This is a genomic window from Geothrix mesophila (assembly GCF_022808835.1).
GTDB classification, from domain to species: Bacteria; Acidobacteriota; Holophagae; order Holophagales; family Holophagaceae; genus Geothrix; species Geothrix paludis.
The window spans coordinates 892,218-909,077 of record NZ_JAKZLD010000001.1 but is presented as its reverse complement, the minus strand read 5'-3'; the positions used below and the strand labels follow the sequence as shown (position 1 = coordinate 909,077).

Genomic DNA, 16,860 nt, shown 5'->3' with positions numbered 1-16,860 from the left:
GCGGGCTCCGGCGCAGACCGCCACCGACCGAAAGGTCAGGAATGGTGTGCAGACAGAGCGGTCTGTGGGGGCAGACCGCTCGTCCCCTACCGATCCCCCCAGTGCAGCTTCTGCTGGAGCAGGGCGAAGAAGTCCAGGCCGGGGCGCTGGAGGAGGGTGATGCGGGTCTGGGCCTGGCGGAGCCGCACCTCATCGCCGGGGAACAGCCGGTGCCCCACCTGGCCGTCCAGGGTCAGGTGGGCGTCCTCGGCTTCTTCCAAGGTGATGCTGATGGGGCGCGAGGCGGGCACCACGGACGGACGTAGCGTCAGGGTATGCGGGCAGATGGGGGCCACGACGAAGGCCTCCAGACTGGGATGTAATATGGGCCCCCCTGCGGACAGCGCGTAGGCGGTGGATCCCGTGGGCGTCGCCACGATGAGGCCGTCGGCCTTGATGGGACCGGCATCCTCGTTGCCGACCCGCAGGTGCATATCCATGATGCGGGCCAGAGCGCCCTTGGCCACCACCGCATCGTTCAGCACCGTCTGCCGGACCATCTGACGGTCCTCCCGCCAGAGCTCCACCTCCAGCGTCGGCCGTCGGTCGGTCGCCAGGGTTCCCGCCAGGAAGGCCTGCACGGTGGCGGCGGCTTCGGATACGGGATGGGCCGTGAGGAAGCCCAGGGAGCCGAGGTTGATGCCCAGGATGGGGGTGCCCCGCATGCCCACGCGGCGGGCCGCATGGAGCAGGGTGCCATCGCCGCCGAGCACCAGGCAGAGGTCCGCGACGGGATCCGCCGTGCCGAGATCCGGATCCAGGGCCAGCTTCGCGGGCGGCAGGCTGGCCTGGGCCCAGGCCTCGGCCAGGGCAGGCTCGCCCTTGACGACCCAGCCCCGATTGAGGAACGGCGGGAGCGCCTCGCGCAAGGTGGACACCAGGTGCGGAGACTTGGCCTTGGCCACGAGGATCAATCGCTGGGGCATGGCAACACTCTACCGCTATCCTTGTCCCATGGCTTCGAACCAGGCATCCCACTCATCCCCCGCCCGGCGCTGGATCGGGCGCGCCCTGTGGGCCTTCCTGGCCCTGGCAGTGGCCGGCGCGGCCACCCTGGCGGTGTCCTGGTCCGTGCTTTCGCGGGACGCGGACAGCTTCCTCACGCTGTTCGCCCTGCGCGTGCCCAAGACCATCACCAAGGTCCTGGATCACGACGGCAACGTCATCGGCATCTTCGCCGAGGAGCACCGGGTGGTGATCCCCTACGGCGACATCCCCAAAGCCTTCGTGAACGCGCTCGTGGCCACCGAGGACTCGGATTTCTGGAGCCACAGCGGCGTCTCCGCCCGGGGCATCATGCGCTCGGGCGTGAACTTCATCACCAGCTTCGGCCGCCGGCGGGAGGGCGCCTCCACGCTGACCATGCAGCTCATCCGCACGGTCACCGCCAAGCGCCAGAAGCGGCTGGACCGCAAGCTGAAGGAGATCATCCTCGCCCGCAAGCTCGAGAAGGCGTACTCCAAGAAGCAGATCATGGAGATGTACGCCAACGAGGTGTACTTCGGCGGCGGGCGCTACGGCATCGAGGCGGCGGCGGAGTTCTACTTCGGCAAGAGCGCCCCCCAGCTCAACGTCGAGGAGTGCGCGCTGCTGGCGGGGCTGGTGCAGAATCCCAACTGGTACAACCCCTACAATCCCGATCCCAAGGCCCGCGCCGCCGCCAAGGCCCGGCGCAACCACGTGCTGCTCCGGATGGTGAAGGAGGACTACCTCAAGGCCCAGGAAGCGAGCCTGCTGATGGACAAGCCCATCCGCCTGGCCCGCGAGAATGCCCACGAGGAGGCCGTGGCCCCCTATGTCGTGGAGGAGGTCCGCAAGTATCTCTACGAGAAGTACGGTCGCGAGCAGGTCCTGAACGGCGGCCTGGAGGTGACCACCACCGTGGACAGCTACTGGCAGGAAGCCGCCAACGAGGCCGTGCGGAACGGCCTGAAGGCGGTGGATCGCCGTCGCGGGTTCCGGAAGGACGCCGTACAGTTCGTGACGGATCCCGACACGACGCAGCTCAACGGCTGGAAGCGCTACTTCGAGGCCGGCGACAACGTCCGGGGCGTGATTCTCGCCTGGAAGGGCGGCAAGGCCCAGGTGCGCATCGGCAAGACCACCCTCGAGGTTCCCGACAGCGCCTTCGCCTGGATCGGCAAGGACCCCCAGAAGCTGCTACCCCGCGGAGCCGCGCCGCTCTTCCTGGTGAAGGCCGCGGATGACGGCACGCCGAAGACCCTGGAACTGGACCAGGAGCCCCAGGTGGAAGGCGCCTTGATGGCGCTGGACCCGAAGACAGGCGAGATCCGCGCGATGGTGGGCGGCTACGACTTCAACCGCTCCAAGTTCAACCGGGCCATGCAGGCGCAGCGCCAGGTGGGATCCACCATGAAGGCCTTCGTCTACGGCGCGGCGTTCACGGCGGGCAAGACGCCCGCCAGCATGGTCCTGGATGTGCCCACGCGCTTCGTCAACACAGTGGACTACATGACCGTCACCCTCCCCGACGGAACTTCGGAATACAAGCCCCTGCGCGGCGGCGTGAAGCCCTACGAACCCAAGAACTACGAACGGAATTTCTGGGGCCCCATTCCCATCTGGGAGGCTCTCCGCGATTCCCGGAACGTGCCCGCCGTCCGCACCCTGGAGGAGACGGGCGTCCTCAACGTCATCGATTTCGCCCGCAAGTGCGGCATCACCAGCAGCATCCCCCCCTATCCCAGCATGGCCCTCGGCTCCGCCGACCTGACGCTGAAGGAGATGGTGCGCGGCTACGCCACCATCGCCAACGGCGGCCTCCAGGCGCCGCCGCCCTTCTTCATCAAGAAGGTGGTGGACCGGAACGGCCGGGTCCTGGAGACCCACGGCGGCGCGGCCACGGAGCAGGTGCTGGACGCGCAGAGCACCTACCAGCTCATCCAGTGCCTGCAGGGCGTGGCCACCAGCGGCACCGGCGCCAAGAGCAACGAACTGAACTGGCCCGTAGCCGGCAAGACCGGCACCACCGACGATCACACGGACGCCTGGTTCCTGGGCTTCTCCACGCGCGTGGTGTGCGGCGTGTGGGTGGGTCTGGACGAGAAGAAGACCATCTTCCGGGGGGCGGATGGCGCCAAGGTGGCGCTGCCCATCTGGGTCGATTTCATGAAGGCGGCCCTGCCCACCACACCCAAAGAGGACTTCCAGACGCCCGAAGGGATGGAGTGGGCGGACATCGACCGTTACACGGGCCTGCTGGCGACCTCCGCCACCGCCGACAAGGTGCTCCACCTGGCCTTCAAGCCCGGCACCGTGCCCAAGTCCGGCAGCGACGCCGAGGCCATCCAGAAAGTGAAGGAGGCCCGGGACAAGGCGGCGGTCCAGCCCATGGAGAACCGTGTCTGGGGCCAGCCCGCCAAGGTCGAGGAACCCAAGCCCGTGGATCTCAACGCGACGGATCCGAACGGGTGATCCGTGGTTCACCCGCTCCAGAACAAAGGGCGCCAATCGGCGCCCTTTGTTGTTTTGGAGATAGGAGGATACAAGGCTACTTCTTCTTCCACGCCTTCGCAGGGGCGGTCTTCCAGGGGCGGGGTGTGTCCTTGGGGGCGGGGCGCTCCTCCCAGGTGCGGCGCGGGCGGGTGTCAGCCTCCGGCTTGGGCTTCTGATAGGGGCGCGGCTTCTCGTCGAACTCGCGGCGCGGCTTGAAGCTGCCATCGGGGCGGGTCTTGGAGAAGGCTGAATCGGGGCGGGGGCCTTCGCCATAGGCGGCGCGTTCCGTCCCACGCGCCGCAGCGCGTTCAGCGTAGCTGCGCTGGGGGCGGGGACCACCCTCCTTGCGCTCGCGGGGGGTGTCGAAGCGGGGCTTGGTCTTCTTCTCAGGCTCGTTCGGCAGCTCGAATCCCGCCGACTTCTCGGCCTGGACCAGCCCCAGCAGGCCGGCGACGAGGCGCACGGGATCGGCGTCCTTCAGCAGCTGGGTGGCCTGGGCGAGCAGGGCGGCGCTGGCGGCGCCCTGGATGCCGTCCAGGAGCTTGGCGGCCTGGGCCTCCCGGATCTCCGCGGGCGTGGGCACGGCGCGCCAGTCCAGCTTGAGCCCGCCACGGCGGCCCCAGGCCAGCAGGATGCGGCTCTCCTTCCAGTTCACGAGGGCGAGGCTGGTGCCCTTCGCACCGGCGCGGCCCGTGCGGCCGCTGCGGTGGATGTAGCTTTCCAGCTGGGTGGGGATGCCCACGTGCACGACCAGCGGAAGGCCGCCGATGTCGAGGCCCCGCGCCGCCACGTCCGTGGCCACGAGGTAGCGCAGCTTGCCGTCCTTGAACTGGCCGAGGATGCGGGTGCGGGTCGCCTGGGCCAGGTCGCCGTGCAGGAAGGCCGCGGGCAGGCCCGAGACGGTCAGCTCTTCGGCGACTTCCTCGGTCTGGGCCTTGGTCTTGGTGAAGATGAGCGCGGCGCTGGGCTCGTCCTTCAGTAGCAGGTTCACGAGGGCGCGGACCTGGTGATGGTCGGGCACGAGCACGGGCGTGTGCGCGATGTCGGCGTGGCTGGCCTGCTCGCCGGCCTCCGCCAGCTGGATCTGGACGGGATCCTTGAGGAAACGCTTGGCGAGCTTGGCGATGGGGGCGGGCAGGGTGGCCGAGAACAGGTAGGTCTGGGGGCCCGCGGGCACCTTGGCCAGGATGGTCTCCACGTCCTCCAGGAAGCCCATGTTGAGCATCTCGTCGCACTCGTCGAGGACGATCATGCTGACGCGACCCAAGTCCAGCGTGCCGCGCTCCAGGTGATCCATCACGCGGCCCGGCGTACCCACCACCACGGGAGCGCCCATGCTGAGGGCCCGCAGCTGGGGCGTGTAGCTCACCCCGCCGACGAGGGAGGCGATGGGCAGCTTGGGCACGAGGCTGTGCAGCTCGGCGCCCACCTGCTGGGCGAGTTCGCGCGTGGGCGCGAGGATGAGGGCCTGGGGATGGCGCTCGTCCGAGAGCCGGTGCAGCAGGGGCAGGCCGAAGGCCAGGGTCTTGCCGGAGCCGGTGCGGCTCTGCACCAGCAGGTCGCGCCCTTCGAGGCCCGGCTTGAAGGTCTGGGCCTGCACGGGCATGGGGGTCTCGAAGCCGCGCTTGGCCAGGGCGGCCAGCAAAGCTTCGCTGCAGCCGAGGGCTGCGAAGGTCAGGTCGTTCACGATGTCTCCCGGGGCTGTTCCCGCAGAAGATGGCAGACAGCGCCAGCCGGGAGGGGCCCAAACGAAAAGGTTCCCACGAAATGCATGAATTTCCAAGGAATATTGCGAATTTGTGGTGACAAGTTTTGGGATAATGACCCATGGCTGGTCCCGAAGACCTCATCCTCACCGTCCCGCTCGGTGCTGATCCGTCCCTTCGGCGGCGATACAAGCTGCACAACGAGGACGTCCCGGCCAACGTGCGTTTCGGGATGATCCTGGAGGTGCTCGACAAGGTGGCGGAGGAGTGCGCCCTCGCCTACGTGCGCCGCACCCATCCCCAGGCCCGGGTGGTGACGGCGGCCATCGACAACATCTTCGTGCGCAACGCCGCGGACGTGAACCGGGACCTGGTGTTCCGGGCCCGGGTGAACTTCGTGGGGCGGACCAGCCTGGAGGTGGGAATCCGGGTCGAACACCCGGAAGAGGAGGGCCTGGCCGCCACCCACATCGCCTCCTGTTACTTCACCATGGTGGCCCGAAGCACCACGGGGGCCAGCGCCGAGAGCCTGGTCCTGCCCACCTTCGAACCTGCCGATACCCTGGCGGTGCGACGCTGGGAGCGTGCCATCGCCCGGCGGGATGGCTACCGCCAACAGCTGCACCAGGCCGAGCAGCCGCCCACCCGCGAGGAGTACGACTTGCTGGCGTCGCTGCATGCGGCCCAGGAGGCGCCCGGTTTCAGCGGCCTGATGATGTCGGACTGTGTCACCAGCGGCTGGGAGCGCACCTATCCCGAGCATGAGAATGTCCCCACCAAGATCTTCGGAGGGCACCTCATCCGCGAGGCTTTCGGCCAATCGACCATCTGCGCGGAACACGTGGCGCCGCACCGGCCCGTCATCGTGGCCGTGAACCGGATCAACTTCGTCCAGCCCGTGCGCATGGGAGACACGCTGCAGTTCCTCAGCCGGGCCGTCTATTCGGGCAGCACCAGCGTCTGCGTGGAGACGGACATCATCCGGGTGAGTCGCGATCGGACCCAGACGAACCTTTCGAACAGCTGCGTGTTCACCTTCGCGAATGTGGACGAGGAGATGCGCCCGCAGCCGGTGCCGCCGATCTATCCCACCACCTATGCGGAAGACGCCCGCTACCTTGCGGCCCATCGGCGCCGCGAGGCGCGCCTGGCGTGGAAGGCGTCGCGGGGGCGGTAAGATCAGGGCATGACTTCGATCCTGCTCATCCGTCATGGCATCGCGGAGGATGCCCGGCCTGGCCAGCGCGATGCGGACCGGGCCCTGACCCGGGAAGGCTGGACCAGAACCCGCGCGGCCATGAAGGGGCTCGTGACCCGCGGCCACCGCCCCACCAGGGGATTCAGCAGTCCCTATCGGCGCGCCATGGAGACCATGGCCTGCCTCCAGGAAGCCGCCGGGGTCTTCCCCATGGAGACCTCCCTGCTGATCCTGCCGGAGAGTGGCCCCCCGCAGGCCGACCTCTGGTTGCGCGGGCTGGCGGCCGAAATGCAGGGCGGCACGCTGGCCCTCGTCAGCCACCAGCCGTTCCTGGGCGAACTGATCTTCCACCTCACGGGCCGCAGCCTCGAGGTGAAGAAGGCCAGCTGCACTGTCATCCGCTGGGAGGACGGCGCCTGGCGCTTCGAGGCGCAGTACCAGCCTTCGGAACTGAGGGGCTGATGCGGACCCAGCCGACCTTCGCGACGCTTCCTTCGGGTGTAAAGCTCCACTACCGCGTACAGGGGAATCCACAGAGTCCCTGGGTGGTGCTGCTGAACGGCCTGCTGTCGGATACCGCCATGTGGGACGGGGCCCCCTCCGCGATCGAGCGCAGCGAGGAGCGGGAGCGCAGGACTCGGCGTCCTGCGCGATCGGGGGGTAGTCAGGGCTCACACAGCAAGGCGCAGATATGAGGCCCGTTCCGACCTTCGCGACGCTTCCTTCGGGTGTAAAGCTCCACTACCGCGTACAGGGGAATCCACAGAGTCCCTGGGTGGTGCTGCTGAACGGCCTGCTGTCGGATACCACCATGTGGGCCGGCGTGTTGCCGGGCCTGACGGACCGCTACCGCGTCCTCACCTTCGACAGCCGGGGACAGGGGAAGTCAGACGCACCTGTCGAGGGGCCCTATCCCACAGCCCAGCTGGCCGCGGACGCCTGGGACCTGTTCGGGGTCCTGGGCGTGGAACGGCCCTGGCTGGTGGGCCTCTCCAACGGAAGCGCCATGAGCCTGGAGCTGCTCACCAGCCACTCCGGAGCCTTCGCCGGGGCGGTGCTCACCAGCGCCATGCCCCGCATCGACTTCGCCATGGCCCTGAAAGCGGAGCATTGGGCCCGCTGCCTGGAGGTGGGCGGGCCGCTCATGCAGTTCGACGCCGTGGCGCCCTTCCTCTGGGGCGACACGTTCCTGGAGGCCCGGCACGGCGTCCTGCGGGCCTACCACCAGGTTGTGACCGGCGGCGCCGGGAAGCCCATGCATGGCAACCTGCACCAGATCCGGGGGATCCTGGGTTGGGACCTCCGCGAGCGCCTGAGTCTCATCCAAGATCCAGTCCTGGTGCTCTCCGGTGCGGAGGACCTCCTCACTCCTCCTTGGAAATGCCTGGAGACGGCCCGGCGCATTTCCGGCAGCCGCTTCGAGGTCGTGCCAGGTATCGGACACGCCTACCCCGTCGAGGACCCCAAAGGATTCGTGGCCAGGATTCGGAACTTCATGGATAAAGTCGATGCCGGGTTTGGCCGATAGAGGAAACTGGCCTACCATACATCCTTCCCCGAGCCACTTCCGACTCGCCCTGCCCCTGAGGTGACCTATGGCCACCCCTTCTCAGTCCCCGGCCGTCCTGAGCTTGCAAGAGCTCAAGGAACTCTCCATCGGCAAGCTCGCCGAACTGGCGAAGGACCTGCAGATCGAGAATCCGCTCGCCATGCGCAAGCAGGAGCTGGTGTTCCGGGTGCTCCAGGCCCAGGCCGAGCGCGAGGGACAGTTCTTCGCCGAGGGCGTGCTGGAGGTCCTGCCCGAGGGCTTCGGCTTCCTGCGCAGTCCCGACCAGAACTACCTGGCGGGTCCCGAGGACATCTACATCTCGCCCAGCCAGATCCGGAAGTTCAACCTGCGCACCGGCGACACGCTCTCCGGCATGATCCGCGCGCCCAAGGAAGGCGAGAAGTTCTTCGCCATGCTGCGGGTGGACGCCGTGAACTTCGATCCGCCCATGGTGGCCAAGGACCGCGCCCACTTCGATGACCTCGTGCCGCTCTACCCGAAGCACCACCTGCGTATGGAGCGGGACGCCCAGGAGATCAGCACCCGCGTCATGGACCTGATGACGCCCCTCGGCAAGGGCCAGCGCGCCCTCATCGTGGCCCCGCCGCGCACGGGCAAGACCGTGCTGCTCCAGAACATCGCCAACTCCATCACCGCCAACCACCCGGAGGTCTTCCTCATCGTGCTGCTCATCGACGAGCGCCCCGAGGAAGTGACGGACATGGAGCGCAGCGTGAAGGGCGAGGTGGTCTCCAGCACCTTCGACGAGCCCGCCACTCGCCACGTCCAGGTGGCGGAGATGGTCATCGAGAAGGCCAAGCGCCTGGTCGAGCACAAGAAGGATGTCGTGATCCTGCTGGACTCCATCACGCGCCTGGGCCGGGCCTACAACACCGTGGTGCCCCCCAGCGGCAAGGTGCTCTCCGGCGGCGTGGACAGCAACGCCCTCCAGCGCCCCAAGCGCTTCTTCGGCGCCGCCCGCAACATCGAGGTCGGCGGGAGCCTCACCATCATCGCCACCGCGCTCATCGAGACCGGCTCGAGAATGGACGACGTGATCTTCGAGGAGTTCAAGGGCACCGGCAACAGCGAGATCGTGCTGGACCGCAAGCTCAGTGACAAGCGCATCTTCCCGGCCATGGACATCCAGAAGTCCGGCACTCGCAAGGAGGACCTGCTCATCGACGCCGCCAAGCTGGCCAAGATCTGGGTGCTCCGCAAGATCCTCAGTGCCAGCGGCCCCAGCGAGAGCATGGAACTGCTCGTCGACCGCCTCGGCAAGGCCAAGACCAACGACGAGTTCCTGGCGAACCTCCAGGAGCCGGCCCCGCGGCGCTAGCGCCGCGCGACGCCCAGCCTGACGCTGCTAGGGCAGCGTCAGGCTGGAGGCGTCGATGGGGCGGCTACCAGGCACGGATGGGGCTGGATGTGAGTCGCGAGCGCTAGCGACGCGCGACGCCCAGCCTGACGCTGCTAAGGCAGCGCCAGGCCGGAGGCGTCGATGGGGCGGCTATCAGGCACGGATGGGGCTGGATGTGAGTCGCGAGCGCTAGCGCCGCGCGACGCCGAGCCTGACGCTGCTAAGGCAGCGTCAGGCTGGAGGCGTCGATGGGGCGGCTATCAGGCATGGGTGGGGCTGGATGTGAGTCGCGAGCGCTAGCGCCGCGCGATGCCCAAGTTGGCGTTGCAAAGGCAGCGCCAACCTGGAGCGTCGATGGGCCGGATATCATGCAGAAGTAGTCAGGGAGATGATCCCGGGGATAGCGGCTGGAAGCTTCCTCCGCCTCGCACGTCTTTCCCATCACAGGTTCCAGCGCTTCCATTCGCGGTCGCATCAGGCAGTCCGGCGTTTCGTCGTGCCCACGTTGCGTGGGATCCACGAAAGAGGAGGCGAGCCCATGAGACACAAGCGAGTCGTTGTCTCCCGCTACGGCGGGCCTGAGGCGCTCCAGGTGATCGAAGAGGCGTGCCCCGAGCCACAAGCCGGCGAAGTGCGGGTGAAGGTGCTGGCTGCAGGGGTCGCCATGCCCGACATCATGGCGCGCGAGGGCATCCACCCCGAAACGCCCTCGGTGCCCTACACGCCGGGCTGGGACCTGGTCGGCGTGGTGGACCTCCCCGGCCCGGGGGCCTCCGGGTTCGCGCCGGGCCAGGTGGTGGCCGCGATGCCGATCCATGGCGCCTACGCGGAGTTCATCTGCCTGCCGCAACGCGAGCTCGTCCCCGTGCCTACCGGGCTGGACCCCGCGGAAGCCGTGAGCCTCATCCTCAACTACATCACGGCCTACCAGATGCTTCATCGTTCCGCCAAGGTCAAGCCGGGCCAGCGTGCGCTGATTCATGGTGCGGCCGGCGGCGTGGGAACGGCGCTTCTGCAACTCGGTCGCCTGGCCGGGCTGGAGCTGTACGGAACCTGCTCACCGCGCTCCGCTCCGGCCGTGTCCGAGCTGGGCGCCACCCCCATCGACTACCAGCTCCAGGATGTCGTGGCCGAGATCCGGCGCCTCACGGGCGACGGTGTGGACGCCGTCTTCGATCCCTTCGGGGGCGCCCACCTCTGGCAATCCCGAGGAGCCTTGCGGCCCGGGGGGAAGGTGGTGGGCTACGGCAACACCACGACCCTGCGCGGGGAGGGCCTGGGTGCCGGTCGCGCCGGCCGTCGCAACCGGCTTCATGGACTCCCCATCTACGTGCTCTACATCCTCGGGGGCTGGGTCCTCCCGGGCCGGAGGCGGGTGGTCCCCTACAGCATCCAGACGCTCAAACGGCTGCGACCGGCCCTGTTCCGCCAGGACCTCATCACCCTGCTGGACCTGCTCCAGCAGCAGAAGATCAAGCCGCTGGTCGCCCAGCGGCTGCCGCTCACCGCCGCGAGGGAGGCCCAGGAGCTGCTGGGGAAGGGCGGGGTGATCGGGAAGATCGTCCTGGTCTGCGGCGAAACAAGGGCGTAGGAGGGGACACCTTCCCGGGGGCGAAGCCCCTGGCTCTGAATTTGGCCGCAGGCTGGATTCGGCGCCCCCGCTACACTGGAAGGTCGGACGCACCATGACCTTCCCCCATGCCCCTTTTCACATCCGCGATGTCGAGGTGCCGAACCGCCTCGTGATGGCGCCGCTGCACGAGATCACAGACCGGGGGTCCCGCTCCGCGAGCGCGGGACCGGAGGTCCAAGCGAGTGGGAGGACGCCCCGGTGGGGCGTCCGATCGCGGGCTGCCAGGGGGCTGGTGTGATCTCGGGTGAGTTTCCTCACAGCCCGTTCCGGATCGGGCCGGTCGAGGTGCCGAACCGCCTCGTGATGGCGCCGCTGCACGAGATCACAGACCAGCCCTTCCGGAAGTTCATCCGCGAGGTCGGCGGGGTGGGCCTCACGGTCTCCGAGATGATCAGCAGCGAGGCGCTGATCCGGCATGCGGTGAAGGCAGAACGGATGATGGCCGCCACCGGCGAGCGGCCGCTCTCCATGCAGATCTCCGGCGGGCGGCCCGAGGCCCTGGCGGAGGGCGCGGCGCTCTGCGAGGCGGCCGGAGCGGACCTGGTGGACCTGAACATGGGCTGCCCCGCCAGCAATGTCACCAAGGGCGGGGCGGGCTCGGCGCTGCTCAAGGACATCCGCCTGGCGGAGCGCTGCGTCACAGCGATGGTGAAGGCCGTGAAGGTGCCCGTGACGGTGAAGATGCGGGCGGGCTGGGATGCATCCCAGAAGGAGCGGGGGGAGTTCCTGGACTTCCTGCGCATGTTCGAGGCCGCGGGTGTGCAGGCCCTGGCCATCCACCCTCGCACCCGGGCCCAGCAGTACGAGGGCCACGCCGACTGGAGCATCATCGCCCGGGCCGTGGAGGCGGGCACCTCGTATCCGATCATCGGCAACGGGGATGTGAACGCGCGGGAGGACGCCTTCCGGATGGTGGAAGAGACCGGCTGTGCCGCCGTGATGATCGGGCGCGGCGCGCTCTACAACCCGTTCCTCTTCCGGCAGATCCTGGAACCGGATTTCATCGTGACCACGGACATGCGCATCGACGCCACCCTGCGGTTCTTCCAGATCCTGCTGGACCTGCTGGAGCCCCGCGAGGCCCTGCACAAGATCAAGAAGATCGGCGCCTGGTTCACCAAGGGCGTGCCCGGCGGCCACGGCTTCCGCCAGAACCTCCACGCCGCCAGCGACCCCCAGGCCCTCATGGCCGCCATCGACGCCCTGAGGCATCCAGCGGCCTGATCAGCGCCTGCGGCCGCCGCCGCCGAAGATGGAGCCCATGACGCCGCGGATGATCTGGCGGCCGATGGCGCTGCCGGCGGCACGGAAGACGCTCTTGCCGAAGGACTCGATCAGGGTGTCGCTGCGGCGGGCGGGTTCCTTGCTGGCCCTCGCCTCCGCCTTGGCCTGGGCCTCGGCGGCCTCCTGCTGCATGGCCTGCTCGGCGCGGGCCTTGAGCTTCTCGAAGGCGCTCTCCCGGTCCACGGCCTGCTCGTAGTGGCCGGCGAGGACGGAGGCCTTGATCACCTGTTGGCGCTCCTGGGGCGTGATGGGCGACAGCTGGCTCTGGGGCGGGCACACGAAGGCCCGCTCCACGATGCCGGGGCGGCCCTTCTCGTCCAGCAGGGACACCAGGGCCTCGCCAACGCCCAGCTCAGTGATGGCGGTCGCCACATCCAGGTCCGGGTTGGCGCGGAAGGTCTCGGCGGCGGCCTTCACGGCCTTCTGGTCGCGCGGCGTGAAGGCGCGCAGGGCGTGCTGGACGCGGTTGCCCAGCTGGCCCAGCACCTTCTCGGGGATGTCCAGGGGGTTCTGGCTCACGAAGTAGACGCCCACGCCCTTGGAGCGCACCAGGCGCACCACCTGCTCGATCTTGTCCAGCAGGGCATCGGGCGCGTCGTTGAAGAGCAGGTGGGCCTCGTCGAAGAAGAAGGCCAGCTTGGGCTTCTCGGGATCGCCCACCTCGGGCAGGCGCTCGAAGAGCTCCGACAGCAGCCACAACAGGAAGGTGGCGTAGAGCTTGGGGGCGTTGATGAGCTTGTCCGCCGCCAGGATGTTGATGACACCCCGGCCCTTGGCGTCCGTCTGGATGAGGTCGTCGAGGTCGAGCGCGGGCTCGCCGAAGAAGACCTCGCCGCCCTGGCTCTCCAGCTCCAGCAGGCCCCGCTGGATGGCGCCGATGCTGGCGGCGGAGACATTGCCGTACTGGGTCTTGAACTCGGCGGCGTGGTCACCCACGAACTGGAGCATGCTGCGCAGGTCCTTGAGGTCCAGCAGCAGCAGGCCGTTGTCGTCGGCGATCTTGAACACCAGGTTCAGCACGCCACCCTGGGTGTCGTTGAGGTTCAGCAGCCGCGCGAAGAGCAGGGGGCCCATGTCGCTGACCGTAGTGCGAACGGGGTGGCCCTGCTCGCCGTAGAGGTCCCAGAAGGCCACGGGATAGCCCTGGTACTCGAAGCCTTCCAGCTTCAGCTGGTCCACCCGCTCGGCTACCTTGGGGTTGTCCCCGCCGGGCTTGCAGATGCCGGGCAGGTCGCCCTTCACGTCCGCCAGGAAGACGGGCACGCCGATGGCCGAGAACCGCTCGGCCATGGTGCGCAGAGTCACGGTCTTGCCCGTGCCCGTGGCTCCGGCCACCAGGCCATGGCGGTTGGCCATGCGGGGCAGCAGGGCGAGGTTGGACGCGCCTTTGGCGATCAGGAGGGGCTCGGACATGGGGGCCTCGTGATGATGATGGAGAAGAGTCTAACGGCTCAGGCTGGCCCGGCGGCCGTGGCCTCCTCCAAGCCGAAAGCTGCATCGCCGGTATGGGGGGCGCGTCGGATGGCGCAGGCCTCTGCCGGGCAGCGCTCGCAGTACAGGCGGCCGCAGGGATCCACATGCGTGTGCACTTCGCCTTCGATGTCGGCCCCTTCCAGCGCACGCTTGCCGAAGCCTTCGCAGAGGTCGTGTGCCTGCCGCACGGGGTAGTACTCGGGCACCACCATGTGCACGTCCACGTGGGTGTACCGGCCCGAGCGGAAGGTGCGCATCTCGTGAACGGCAATGATGTCCCAGGTCCGCACCCGGTTCATCGAGGCGAGTACCCGGGCCAGCACCTCGGGGTCCTCCATGTCCAGCAGGGCCTGGGAGGATTCCTTCACCAGGCGGAAGCCCGTGCGGGCCAGCAGCAGGCCCACGATCATGGCCATGACGGGGTCGAGCCACTTGATGCCGGTGAACTTCACGGCCAGCAGGCCGGCGACGATGCCCACGGTGGTCCAGAAGTCCGACAGGATGTGGTGCCCGTCGGCTTCCAAGGCCTTCGACCGCGTCTTGCGCCCCTGAGAGAGCAGGTACCAGCCCAGCAGGCCGTTGAGGGCGCCGGCAGCCAGGTTCACGGCCAGGCCCAGTCCCAGGTTCTTCAGTTCCACTCCGTGGATGAGCCCGTGGACGGCCTCGAAGAGGATGAAGGCTGCAGCCAGGGAGATGAGGCCGCCCTCGAAGGCCGCGCTGAAGTGCTCGATCTTGCCGTGGCCATAGGGGTGTTCCTTGTCCGCGGGTTTGCCGGCGAAGACCACGGCCCCCAGAGCGAAGACGGCGGCCACCACGTTCACGACGCTCTCGATGGCGTCGGATTTCAGGGCCACCGAGCCCGACAGGATGAAGGACAGGTACTTCAGCCCCAGGACGGCCACGCCCGCCGTGATGGACAGGAGGGCAACGCGGACTCGTGAACGCTGTTCGAGGTGTTCGGCGGACATGGCAGCTCCGGGTTCCACGCTACCAGCCGAGAGGAACAAAGGACTCCACGAAGGGCGCGAAGTGAAGACGAGAACACGAAGACACAGACTCATCCTTCGTGGTTCGGCTCTTTTCTTCGTGTCCTTCGTGGAGATCCTTTTCCCAGGTCTATTCGAATTCCTCGAAGAGCCCCCGCTGCACCCCGTTTCCGGGATCGGCCGGGAAGGGGAAGGCCGCGGGCGGGGACCAGGGGCGGTCGGGATCGAAGGGCGGTGGCGGCGGGAGATCCGGCGGTAACCAGCGGAGGGCGGGGGCGGGCTGGATCTGGGCCAGCATCGCCTGCGCCCCGGCTTCGGGAGGCACCGCCGGCACGCGCAGCAGGATCGTCGGCGGATGGTCCAGGGTCTCAGGCCAGCCGGCGGGCTGGAGGGCGCGGGCCTCGATGGGCGCGGGATCTCGGGGATCCGCGGCGAGGCCGGGGGTGAAAGCCCCGGGCGCTGGAGGAAGCGGCAGGCTCGCCCGCCAGGGCAGACCCTCGCGCAGGGCCTGGCGCCCGAGCAGGGCGGCCGTGACGGGATCGCCGCAGGCGCCCAGGTGGATCGGCGTCCGCAGGCGCTCCTGGAGCAGGGCCTTGAGGGCGCGCAGTTGGCCGAAGGCCGCGGGCCAGGCGCCGCCAGCTCGCTGGAACTCGATGCCGCCCGCCAGGGCCAGGCGCCAGCCAGCCGAGCGGCGCAGGAAAGGCAGGTCCACCCAGGCATTCGCGGACATGCGCTGGGCCAGGCCGCGTTCCGCCGAGCCCTGGGCTTCGGACATGGCCGCGACGAGCGCCTCGCCCGAGGCCAGCGTGGAAAGCGCGCCGAGGGGCAGGGCCACCTCGCCCCAGAGCCAGCCGGGCGGCACTTCATCACCGGGAGCTGGGGTGCCCAGCTCCGGCAGGCGCCAGGCGGTTCCGGTCCGCGGCACCCAGCCGATGACCCCCTGGCGCCAGGCCTCGCCCAAGGGGCCTTCCGGGGCCTCCGGGGCATGCAGCCAGGCGCGGAAGGCTCCGCCCGGGAGCTGGGCCGCGGCCTCCGGCCCCAGGTGCAGGGTGAGGCCGGGAATGGCCGAGATGGCCTCCCACCAGCCCTGGCGGGACTCCGCTGGCAGGGCTTCCATCCAAGCGGGGGGATGGTCCCAGACCAGGCCGAAGCCTCCCGGAAGCAAGGACACCAGGTTCATGAGCCGGGCCAGGGCCCGTCCAGGCGCCGCATGGACCGAGGCCAGGCCCTCCTCGAGGAAGCGCGACCCGGCCCAGCCGGCCCAGGGCCCGTCCGTCGCCGTGCGCAGGATGAAGCCCCGGCCTTCGTGCTCCGTCACCGGGCCTCCCCGGCGGCGGATTCAAGGAAGGCGGACACGGGCGCGAACATGGGCCGTCCCAACCCGCCCGGGGTGAAGGCTTGCTCCCAGCGCTCCCGCAGACGGCGGGCGGCCTCCCGGGCCGCGGCCCGGTCATCCCGTCCCCGCAGGCGCAGACCCAGCCAGGAGGCCGACAGGAGACACCCCGTGCCCCGGCGCTGGCCCGGCAGCCGGGGCGCGGCATCCAGGGCCTCGGTCCCGTCCCGGGTGATCCACAGGTCCTGCACCACGTCACCGGCGGCGTGCCCGCCCTTGAGCCACAGGGCGGCAGCTCCGGCCTCGAGCCAGGGGGCCGCGAGGGCCGAGGGGTCCGCCGTGCGGATGGCCTCCGGAGGCAGGCCGGCGAAGGCGGCGGCCTCGCCCCGGTTGGGGCTCACCACCCAGCCGCCCATGGGCAGGAGGTCCGCAGCCAGGCGGCGGAGGTCCCCGCCATCGTGCAGGCCCACGCCAGCGCTGGGGGCGAGGATGGGATCCCAGATCCGGACGGGCGGGGCGAGGTGGCGCAGGGTGGCGCAGAGGCGGCGGAAGGTGTCCGCCTCCAGGGCGCAGAGGCCGACCTTCACGCCCCAGCGGCCCGCCAGGTGGGGGGCGAGGGTCTCCAGGCGCTGGACCGGGTCCATGGCGGGCGCGTCGATCCGTGAGCAGCTCAGGCCATTCTGGAGGGTCTCCGCCAGGCTCACCGCCATGGGTTGGCAGCCCAGCTCCGCCAGGGCCAGCGCATCACGCAGCAGGCCCGCTCCGCCGGACGGATCCATCCCGCCCAGGCACAGGGCGACGGGCGGGGCGCTGGGGTGGGTGGCATCCATGGCGAAATCCCAG

Annotated in this window: 13 protein-coding genes; 7 read left to right on the top strand and 6 right to left on the bottom strand. The window is 69.0% G+C overall.

The window, feature by feature from the left end:
* Positions 1 to 86: 86 nt before the first annotated feature.
* Positions 87 to 965 carry an NAD(+)/NADH kinase gene (locus MLG87_RS04195; RefSeq protein ID WP_243293951.1) on the bottom strand — a complete coding sequence of 293 codons (879 nt, stop codon included), beginning with the start codon at positions 963 to 965 and terminating at the stop codon, positions 87 to 89.
* Between MLG87_RS04195 and MLG87_RS04190 the strand changes: the two genes are divergently transcribed.
* The gene (locus tag MLG87_RS04190; RefSeq protein WP_243293950.1) at positions 964 to 3,474 is read left to right on the top strand and encodes a penicillin-binding protein 1A; all 2,511 of its coding nucleotides are present in this window, start codon (positions 964 to 966) and stop codon (positions 3,472 to 3,474) included. The genes MLG87_RS04195 and MLG87_RS04190 overlap by 2 nt on opposite strands.
* 76 nt (positions 3,475 to 3,550) lie before the next feature.
* Here the strand turns inward: MLG87_RS04190 and MLG87_RS04185 are convergent, their stop codons facing one another.
* Positions 3,551 to 5,182 carry a DEAD/DEAH box helicase gene (locus tag MLG87_RS04185; protein ID WP_243293949.1) on the bottom strand — a complete coding sequence of 544 codons (1,632 nt, stop codon included), beginning with the start codon at positions 5,180 to 5,182 and terminating at the stop codon, positions 3,551 to 3,553.
* A gap of 140 nt (positions 5,183 to 5,322) precedes the next feature.
* Between MLG87_RS04185 and MLG87_RS04180 the strand changes: the two genes are divergently transcribed.
* The 6 genes from MLG87_RS04180 to dusB all read left to right on the top strand — a co-directional run bounded on the left by MLG87_RS04180 (position 5,323) and on the right by dusB (position 12,165).
* Positions 5,323 to 6,378 carry an acyl-CoA thioesterase gene (locus MLG87_RS04180; RefSeq protein ID WP_243293948.1) on the top strand — a complete coding sequence of 352 codons (1,056 nt, stop codon included), beginning with the start codon at positions 5,323 to 5,325 and terminating at the stop codon, positions 6,376 to 6,378.
* A 9-nt stretch (positions 6,379 to 6,387) separates the two neighbouring features.
* A complete protein-coding gene (locus MLG87_RS04175) occupies positions 6,388 to 6,861 on the top strand; it encodes a SixA phosphatase family protein (RefSeq protein WP_243293947.1) in 474 nt (157 codons plus the stop codon).
* Between the two features lie 229 nt (positions 6,862 to 7,090).
* Positions 7,091 to 7,927: an alpha/beta fold hydrolase gene (locus MLG87_RS04170; protein ID WP_243293946.1), complete on the top strand. Its 837-nt coding sequence runs from the start codon at positions 7,091 to 7,093 to the stop codon at positions 7,925 to 7,927.
* A 97-nt stretch (positions 7,928 to 8,024) separates the two neighbouring features.
* The gene (gene rho / locus MLG87_RS04165; RefSeq protein WP_243294560.1) at positions 8,025 to 9,287 is read left to right on the top strand and encodes a transcription termination factor Rho; all 1,263 of its coding nucleotides are present in this window, start codon (positions 8,025 to 8,027) and stop codon (positions 9,285 to 9,287) included.
* 559 nt (positions 9,288 to 9,846) lie between these two features.
* Complete coding sequence (locus tag MLG87_RS04160; RefSeq protein WP_243293945.1) at positions 9,847 to 10,899, top strand: medium chain dehydrogenase/reductase family protein; 1,053 nt, start codon at positions 9,847 to 9,849, stop codon at positions 10,897 to 10,899.
* A 240-nt stretch (positions 10,900 to 11,139) separates the two neighbouring features.
* A complete protein-coding gene (gene dusB, locus MLG87_RS04155) occupies positions 11,140 to 12,165 on the top strand; it encodes a tRNA dihydrouridine synthase DusB (RefSeq protein WP_341848573.1) in 1,026 nt (341 codons plus the stop codon).
* On the opposite strand, the gene MLG87_RS04150 is transcribed toward dusB, so the two are convergent.
* From MLG87_RS04150 to MLG87_RS04135, 4 genes are all read right to left on the bottom strand, one after another.
* Positions 12,166 to 13,638, bottom strand: coding sequence for a helicase HerA-like domain-containing protein (locus tag MLG87_RS04150; RefSeq protein WP_243293943.1), 1,473 nt, complete (start codon positions 13,636 to 13,638; stop codon positions 12,166 to 12,168).
* Between the two features lie 38 nt (positions 13,639 to 13,676).
* Complete coding sequence (locus tag MLG87_RS04145) at positions 13,677 to 14,666, bottom strand: cation diffusion facilitator family transporter (protein WP_243293942.1); 990 nt, start codon at positions 14,664 to 14,666, stop codon at positions 13,677 to 13,679.
* 148 nt (positions 14,667 to 14,814) lie between these two features.
* Complete coding sequence (locus MLG87_RS04140) at positions 14,815 to 16,002, bottom strand: hypothetical protein (RefSeq protein ID WP_243293941.1); 1,188 nt, start codon at positions 16,000 to 16,002, stop codon at positions 14,815 to 14,817.
* Positions 15,999 to 16,847 (bottom strand): bifunctional hydroxymethylpyrimidine kinase/phosphomethylpyrimidine kinase, encoded by an 849-nt coding sequence (locus MLG87_RS04135; protein WP_243293940.1) that lies wholly within the window; start codon positions 16,845 to 16,847, stop codon positions 15,999 to 16,001. Before MLG87_RS04135 ends, MLG87_RS04140 begins: the two co-directional genes overlap by 4 nt.
* Positions 16,848 to 16,860: the final 13 nt, after the last annotated feature.